The organism is Tardiphaga sp. P4_G1, assembly GCF_056401215.1.
The window spans coordinates 93,120-101,051 of the sequence record NZ_JBFUJU010000017.1; the positions used below are offsets into that span (position 1 = coordinate 93,120).

8 protein-coding genes are annotated in these 7,932 nt (G+C 63.0%); 6 read left to right on the top strand and 2 right to left on the bottom strand.

All coding sequences use genetic code 11. The annotated features are described in order from the left end of the window. The first annotated feature begins 21 nt into the window (after positions 1 to 21). The gene (clpA, locus tag AC1DUY_RS29855) at positions 22 to 2,421 is read left to right on the top strand and encodes an ATP-dependent Clp protease ATP-binding subunit ClpA (RefSeq protein ID WP_089263729.1); all 2,400 of its coding nucleotides are present in this window, start codon (positions 22 to 24) and stop codon (positions 2,419 to 2,421) included. Positions 2,422 to 2,634: 213 nt separating this feature from the next. On the opposite strand, the gene AC1DUY_RS29860 is transcribed toward clpA, so the two are convergent. After that, positions 2,635 to 2,985: a PilZ domain-containing protein gene (locus AC1DUY_RS29860; protein ID WP_478118978.1), complete on the bottom strand. Its 351-nt coding sequence runs from the start codon at positions 2,983 to 2,985 to the stop codon at positions 2,635 to 2,637. Between the two features lie 145 nt (positions 2,986 to 3,130). Continuing rightward, complete coding sequence (locus tag AC1DUY_RS29865) at positions 3,131 to 4,066, bottom strand: glycine/sarcosine/betaine reductase selenoprotein B family protein (RefSeq protein WP_478118980.1); 936 nt, start codon at positions 4,064 to 4,066, stop codon at positions 3,131 to 3,133. Positions 4,067 to 4,156: 90 nt separating this feature from the next. Between AC1DUY_RS29865 and AC1DUY_RS29870 the strand changes: the two genes are divergently transcribed. From AC1DUY_RS29870 to tsaA, 5 genes are all read left to right on the top strand, one after another. Then, positions 4,157 to 5,128: a transglycosylase SLT domain-containing protein gene (locus tag AC1DUY_RS29870; RefSeq protein WP_478118982.1), complete on the top strand. Its 972-nt coding sequence runs from the start codon at positions 4,157 to 4,159 to the stop codon at positions 5,126 to 5,128. Positions 5,129 to 5,219: 91 nt separating this feature from the next. Next, positions 5,220 to 5,954 (top strand): AzlC family ABC transporter permease, encoded by a 735-nt coding sequence (locus AC1DUY_RS29875; protein ID WP_478118984.1) that lies wholly within the window; start codon positions 5,220 to 5,222, stop codon positions 5,952 to 5,954. Beyond that, a complete protein-coding gene (locus tag AC1DUY_RS29880; protein WP_439064187.1) occupies positions 5,951 to 6,295 on the top strand; it encodes an AzlD domain-containing protein in 345 nt (114 codons plus the stop codon). The genes AC1DUY_RS29875 and AC1DUY_RS29880 overlap by 4 nt, the downstream gene beginning before the upstream one ends. A 90-nt stretch (positions 6,296 to 6,385) precedes the next feature. Continuing rightward, complete coding sequence (locus AC1DUY_RS29885) at positions 6,386 to 7,372, top strand: Bug family tripartite tricarboxylate transporter substrate binding protein (RefSeq protein ID WP_478118987.1); 987 nt, start codon at positions 6,386 to 6,388, stop codon at positions 7,370 to 7,372. Positions 7,373 to 7,387: 15 nt separating this feature from the next. Then, positions 7,388 to 7,879: a tRNA (N6-threonylcarbamoyladenosine(37)-N6)-methyltransferase TrmO gene (tsaA, locus tag AC1DUY_RS29890; RefSeq protein ID WP_478118989.1), complete on the top strand. Its 492-nt coding sequence runs from the start codon at positions 7,388 to 7,390 to the stop codon at positions 7,877 to 7,879. Positions 7,880 to 7,932: the final 53 nt, after the last annotated feature.

Consider the following 7,932-nt stretch of genomic DNA (forward strand, 5'->3'; position numbering starts at 1 on the left):
GGGGGCCAACGAGGACGCGGAATGCCAACTTTTTCTCAAAGCCTTGAACAATCGCTGCATCGGGCGCTCTCGATTGCGAACGAGCGGCACCACCAATATGCGACGCTGGAGCATCTCCTGCTGTCGCTGGTGGATGACAGCGACGCAGCGGCAGTGATGCGGGCGTGCAGCGTCGATCTCGACAAGCTGCGCGGCAGTCTGGTCAATTATCTCGAAACCGAATTCGAAAACCTGGTGACGGATGGCGCAGATGACGCCAAGCCGACTGCCGGTTTCCAGCGCGTGATCCAGCGCGCCGTCATTCATGTGCAGTCGTCGGGTCGCGAAGAAGTGACCGGCGCCAATGTGTTGATCGCGATCTTCGCCGAGCGCGAAAGCCATGCCGCGTATTTCCTGCAGGAGCAGGACATGACGCGTTACGACGCGGTGAATTACATCAGCCACGGCATTGCCAAGCGGCCGGGCGTTTCCGAGGCGCGGCCGGTGCGCGGCGTTGACGAAGAGACCGAGACCAAAAACGGCGACGACGCCAAGAAGAAGGGTGAGGCGCTCGATACCTATTGCGTCAATCTCAACAAGAAGGCGCGTGACGGCAAGATCGATCCGGTGATCGGGCGCACGGCCGAGATCAACCGCGCGATCCAGGTCCTGTGCCGCCGTCAGAAGAACAATCCGCTGTTCGTCGGCGAAGCCGGCGTCGGCAAGACGGCGATTGCTGAAGGTCTGGCCAAGCGCATCGTGGACAGCGACGTGCCGGAAGTGTTGTCAGCGGCCACCGTGTTCTCGCTGGACATGGGCACGTTGCTGGCCGGCACGCGCTATCGCGGTGACTTCGAGGAGCGCCTGAAGCAGGTGCTCAAGGAACTTGAGGCGCATCCGAATGCGATCCTGTTCATCGACGAAATCCACACGGTGATCGGCGCCGGCGCCACCTCGGGCGGCGCGATGGATGCCTCGAATCTGCTCAAGCCTGCGCTGGCTTCGGGTGCGATCCGCTGCATGGGCTCGACCACCTACAAGGAATATCGCCAGCACTTCGAGAAGGACCGCGCATTGGTGCGCCGGTTCCAGAAGATCGACGTCAACGAACCGACCGTTGAAGATGCGATCTCGATCCTGAAGGGCCTCAAGCCGTATTTCGAGGATTACCACAAGCTCAAATACACCAATGAGGCCATCGAGGCGGCGGTGCAGCTGTCGTCGCGCTACATCCACGACCGCAAGCTGCCGGACAAGGCGATCGACGTGATCGACGAATCCGGTGCGGCGCAGATGCTGGTGGCCGAGAGCAAGCGCAAGAAGACAATCGGCATCAAGGAAATCGAGACCACGATCGCGACCATGGCGCGGATCCCGCCCAAGAGCGTGTCGAAGGACGATGCCGAGGTGCTGCGGCATCTTGAGTCGACTTTGAAGCGCGTGGTGTTCGGGCAGGACAAGGCGATTGAAGCCTTGGCGGCATCGATCAAGCTGGCGCGTGCCGGCTTGCGCGAGCCGGAGAAGCCGATTGGCAGCTACCTGTTCTCGGGCCCCACCGGCGTCGGCAAGACCGAAGTGGCGAAGCAGCTGGCGTCGTCGCTGGGTGTCGAGCTCATTCGGTTCGACATGTCCGAATATATGGAGCGGCACACCGTGTCGCGTCTGATCGGCGCGCCTCCCGGCTATGTCGGCTTCGATCAGGGTGGTCTGCTCACCGATGGCGTGGACCAGCATCCGCATTGCGTGGTGCTGCTCGACGAAATCGAGAAGGCGCATCCGGATCTGTACAATGTGCTGCTGCAGGTGATGGATCACGGCCGGCTGACCGACCATAACGGCAAGCAGGTCTCGTTCCGCAACGTGATCCTGATCATGACAACCAATGCCGGCGCCGCCGACATGGCACGTGCGGCCTTCGGCTTCACCCGCGGCAAGCGGGAAGGCGAGGATCAGGAGGCGATCAACCGGCAGTTCGCGCCGGAATTCCGCAACCGTCTCGATGCGGTCGTGTCCTTCGCACATCTGAATTCGGATGTGATCGGCATGGTGGTGGAGAAGTTCGTGCTGCAGCTGGAAGCCCAGCTCGCAGATCGCGACGTCACCATCGAACTGTCCGACCCCGCCAAGGCCTGGCTGATCCAGCACGGCTATGACGAGCAGATGGGTGCGCGCCCGATGGGTCGAGTGATCCAGGAGCACATCAAGAAGCCGCTGGCCGACGAACTGCTGTTCGGCAAGCTCAAGAATGGCGGCCATGTCCGCGTCATCCTGAAGAAGGACGAGGCGGTGCTCGGTGTCGAGCAGGAAAGCATCGGCTTCGAATTCGTCGATGGTCCGGTGACTCCGAAGCCGGAGAAGCTGCCGGCGAAGCGCGGCGCTGCCAAGAAGCCGAAGTCGGGCAAGGGCTCGGGTTCGGCCAAGGGTCCGCTGGAGAAGGCGTAAGCTCTCGCCCGATTGAACACATGAAAACGGCCGGTGAGAGATCACCGGCCGTTTTTGTTTTGGGGGATACGCTCTCTGTCCTCATGGTGAGGAGGCGCCTCTTCGGCGCCGTCTCGAACCATGAATGCATATGCACCCATCCTTCGAGACGCGCGCAAGCGCGCTCCTCAGGATGAGGGCTGAGTTTGCGGTTTTGTTATTTGGCCAAACGCCTTACTGCCCCAGCAGTTTCTGAATCTGCTTTTGCAATTCGCGCTTTTTCTTCTCGCTCTTGCGCAGGCGCTCTTCGATGTCGGAGCTTTCCTTGCTCTCCACCGGCGGATCGGTGAAGGCGACGCCGACGATGTTGTCGCGCCACCAGACGATCCTGGCGAGGAACGAACGGCCCTTGCGGGCAATGGCCAGCGTCATCTCATCCTTTGGCAGCCGTGCGCCGCTGCCAAATTCGATGCGGGCGCCATCCTCGGAAATGTCGCGCACGACACATTCCTTGGCCTTCTGGTCCTTGGACGCGACGGCACCGTAGATCACCTTGTCCCTGACGTTCTTGCGCCGCTCGTCCATGTCCTGAGGCCCCCTGAGGTTACAGGCGGGGACTGTACGCAGTTCCATCCGGCGGGGAAGGCTCTCGCGCGGATTGAGCGGATTTAACGTAAACCAAAGTTAAGGGCGATCGCCGAAAGACGGGGTGATCGGCCTCAGGACGGGCTCAGGCCGCCGTCTCGCGCAATCCCCGGGCAATGTCCTTCTGCTTGTCGAATTCGGCCCGGCGGCGCGCCAGTTCCTCGGCGCTGAGCAGGGCAACATTGTTGTAGTCGCGCTTCCAGACCGCGTCCCTGGCCCAGCGCTGCGGCGACTGCAGGGTGGTCTGCGGACCCACGGCGGATTCCAGCAGGCGCAGCGCCAATTCCAGGGTTTGCGCCTGCGAGGCCTTGTCATGCGGCTTGCCGGCGGAATTGCCGAGCGGGAAGTCGCTGAACAGGAAACGGGGCACGGCAGCGTGTTCGACGATGTCCTTGGCGCAGCCCGTTACCACAGTGGAGATGCCGTTGGCCTCCAGTTCGCGGGCGACGAGACTGATGGTCTGGTGGCAGACTGGGCAATTCGGCACCAGGACGGCGACATCAACACCATCGGCTTTGGCGCGCTTGACGATCTCCGGCGCGTCGGTCTCAAGGGTCACGCGGTGGCTGCGATTGGTCGGCGCGCCATAGAAGCGCGGCGCGACACTGCCGATGCGGCCCGACGCCGGGAGTGCGCGTAGCGCCGGCAGGGGAAACCAGGTGCCGCTGTCGTCCGCCGTCGTGTGCACGCGATCATAGGCAATGTGCGAGATGCGCAGGTCATGATCGACCGACGTATCGCCGTCATAGACCTGATAGAACTTGGCGCCGCCGTTATAGAGCGCGCCCGGACCCTGATCGCCCTTGGCGGGATCGAAGGGGGCTGCGGTGGTGACGATGGCGACGCGCGACTGCGCCAGCGGCTTCTTCAGCGGCTGGAACGGCGCGTCGATGTGATGGGCCCAGCGATAGGGAACATCATAGCCGATCGCCTGATAATAGGCGCGGGTGCGGGCCATATACTGGATCGGAACATCGTCGTCGCTGGCAAAGCCGGATGTGTCGTCGCGCGCGTCGGCCATTGTTTGCACTCCCGCTTTTGCCGTCTTTCATTCATAGCTAGCTGCTGGGGTCCCGCTGTCAAGGCGCGGGGAATCCGCGTGGGATCAGGCATGGCGTTCGGAAGCATCATCGGCCGGATAATTTGCCTCGCGGCGCTGTTGCTTGCGCCGGTCGCGGGCGTGCGCGCCGAAGAGCTGCCGGTCAGCGAATTGGCGAAGCCCGGCGCGGACCGGATGATGCCGATGGCGGCGCCGTCGAAGCCAAATCTGGCACGTGACAGTGACGCACGCGAGTCGATGTGTCTGATGATCGAGTCCGCAGCGCGGGCCAACGACCTGCCGCTGGAATTCTTTGCCCGTGTGATCTGGCAGGAGAGCCGGTTTCAGCCCGATGCCGTGGGTCCCGTGACGCGCAATGGCCAGCGCGCGCAGGGCATTGCGCAATTCATGCCGGGCACGGCCAATGAGCGGCGTCTGCTCGATCCGTTCGATCCGGTGCAGGCGCTGCCGAAATCGGCGGAGTTTCTCAGCGAGCTGCGCAACCAGTTCGGCAATCTCGGCCTCGCGGCTGCGGCCTATAATGCAGGACCGCGCCGTGTGCAGGACTGGCTCGACGGCAAGGGATACATGCCCGGTGAGACGCGCAACTATGTCTCCGCCATTACGGGAGCGACGGTCGAGGACTGGCAGGCTGCGGGCCGCAACGGCAAGACGCCGCCGCGTGCCGCGACGTCGAGCTGCCGCGAACTGATGGCGCTGCTGCAGCGCGCGCCCAATCCCTTCGTCACGCAACTGGAAGCGCGCGTGAAGCTTGGCGAAGCACGGCCATGGGGCGTGCAACTGGCGGCAGGCTTCAATCGTGACCGTGCTCTGATGTCCTACGCGCGTGTGATGTTGCGCTTGCGCACGGTGGTCGGCGAACGCGATCCCAACCTGCTGAGTTCGCTGTTCCGAAGCCGCGGCACGCGAACCTTCTATCAGGTGAGGATCGGGACCGACACGCGTGACGAGGCCAACGATCTCTGCGGCAAGATCCGCCGGGCCGGGCAGGGCTGTCTGGTGCTGCGCAATGGCAGAGCGTGACTGCTGGCACCCCATGCATTGGCGCCTCTTGACGCCGGCGGCTTTCGGCAGCCTATGACAGGCCGGATCAACCAAGAAGAAACAAACCCACGTGTCGCTTCCTGCACTGGATTCACCGAGATGGCAGGGCAGTGCGGCGGCCTTCCTTTACGGCATACGGTCGATCACTACGACCATCCTGACGTTGGTACTGTTCGCGACCTATATCGGCATCGGCGCGCTGGCCCATGACACGCATTTCAGCCTGTTCTGGGCGCTGGCGAGTACGTTGTTCGTCTGGGCCGGCCCCGCACAGATTATTCTTCTCGTCGCGCTCGGCTCCGGCGCCACAGTGATCCAGGCGGCGCTCGCGGTGACTGTGAGCGCGATCCGTCTGTTTCCCATGGTGGTGTCGGTGCTGCCGATGTTGCGCATGCCGGAGACCAAAAAGCGGCAACTGATCTTGCCGTCGCATTTCATCGCAGTGACGCTGTGGGTGGAATGCTTTCGGTTGATGCCGCTGGTCCCGCGCGAGCGACGCATCGCCTTCGTCAACGGGCTCGGCCTCGGACTCGTCTTGTCGTCGCTGACCGCGACCTTCATCGGCTATCATCTCGCAGCCAATCTGCCGCCGCTGTTCGGCGCGGCGATCCTGCTGCTAACGCCGTTGGCATTTCTGCTGTCGACGGCGCGCAACTGCAAGCAGCTCCCCGATATCGTGGCGCTCGTGCTCGGTCTCGCGCTGTTTCCTGTCGTGTCGCTCTTCAACACCGGCGTTGATATTCTGATCTCCGGCGTCTCGGCCGGGACGATCGCCTATGGCGTGCATCGCTGGAGGCGGCGATGAGCGACTTCATCGGCGACTGGCATGCGCTCCTTGTACTGCTGCTGGCGGGTTTCCTGCCCAATGAAGTCTGGCGCATGCTCGGCCTGTGGCTCGGCGGCGGTGTCGATGAAGAGTCCGAGATACTGATCTGGGTGAGGGCGGTGGCCACTGCAATCCTCGCCGGCGTCATCGCGCAAATCCTGGTCGTGCCGCCCGGTGCGCTCGCGAGCGTTCCGCCACCGCTGCGCTATGGTGCGGTGGCTGTCGGCCTCGTCGTCTTCGTCGCCTTTCGGCGCTCGATCTTTCTCGGCGTCGCATGCGGGGAGCTGGTGATGGTCACCGGCAAATACATCCTCGGTTGATAGACGACAGCGTCAGGCTGTATCGGCCTTGTATGACTGCGTGAACGCGATAGTCTCCGCTCAACTTAAAAATAGGGGTTGGGAGCCGATATGAGATTGCGCGCAAGTTCTGCCTTGATAACCGGCATCGTTATCGCTGCGCTGGGTTTTGCCGCGCCGCTCGCCCGTGCGGCGGAATATCCGACGCGCACGATCAAGCTCGTGGTGCCTTATGCAGCCGGCGGGCCGACCGATGTGCTCGCGCGTCTCGTGGCGGATTATCTCGGCCGCGACCTCAAGCAAACGACGATCGTCGAGAACAAGCCGGGCGCGCAGGGCGCCATTGCCGCCGAAGCTGTCGCGCGTGCAGAACCGGATGGCTATACGCTGTTTGTCACGGCTGCGTCCATCATGGTGCTCAACCCGCTGCTCTACAAAAAGCTGTCCTACGATCCGCAGAAGGATCTGCGGATGCTGACGGTGGTCACCGATCTGCCTGTGGTGATGGAAGTGCATCCGTCCGTACCGGCCAAGACGGTGAAGGAATTCGTGGCTTACGCGAAGGCCAATCCGGGCAAGCTCAATTTCGGCTCGGCCGGCACCGGCGGCACGATTCACCTGGCGGGCGAGATGTTCAAGCAGATCGCCGGCGTCGAGATGACCCATGTGCCCTACAAGGGCGCGGGACCAGCGCTGACCGATCTGCTCTCCGGCAATATCCAGGTGATGTTCGATACGCTCTCCACGGCGCTGCCGCCCGTGAAGGCCGGGTTGCTGCGGCCGCTCGGTGTCAGCTCCAAGGAGCGCAGTCCCGATCTGCCTGACGTGCCCACCGTCATCGAGAGCGGATATCCGGACTATCAGGTCGGCGTCTGGTTCGGTCTGGCGGGATCATCGAAACTGCCGGACGATGTCGTGAAGACGGTCATGGCCAGCATGGACCGCGCCCTGAACGACAATACATTCCGCGCATCGCTGGAAAAGATCGGCTTCCCGGTGCTGCGACCGAAGACGGTCAAGGAGATCAACGAATTCGTTGACGAGGACCGGGCGCGGTGGTCGAAGGTGATCAAGGCGCTGAACATCTCGCTGGATTGATCAGAATGGTGGGCAATGGTTCGTGAAAGTGAAATCCGCACCGGCGAACTCGCCGTCGATGCACCGAAGCCGAACCATGCGGGCCTCGTCTATATCGGGCGCATCCGCACACCCTGGACGTCGCGGCTGGAAACGCCGCGGCAGGGTCGCCATGACGGTCCGGTGTGCCGGCTCGAGATCTTCGAGCCGTGGGTGCCGGGTCTGAAAGACCTCGACCTCTACAAGCATCTCGAAGTGATCTACTGGCTGCACCTGTCGCGCCGCGACCTGGTGCTGCAGAGCCCCAAGAACGACGGCAATGCGCGCGGCATCTTCTCGCTGCGCACACCGGTGCGGCCCAATCCGCTGGGCACATCCATGGTGAAGCTGGTGGGGATTGAGGGGGCGACCGTGCTGGTGCGCGGGCTCGATTGCCTCGATGAGACGCCGCTGCTGGACGTGAAACCCGACCGCTGCGAGTTCACACCGCTGGCGCCGCCGCAGCCGGGGGACTTTCAGACGGAGTAGTTTCCCTCGCCCCGCTTGCGGGGAGAGGGTGGATCGAACGCACGGAGTGCGTT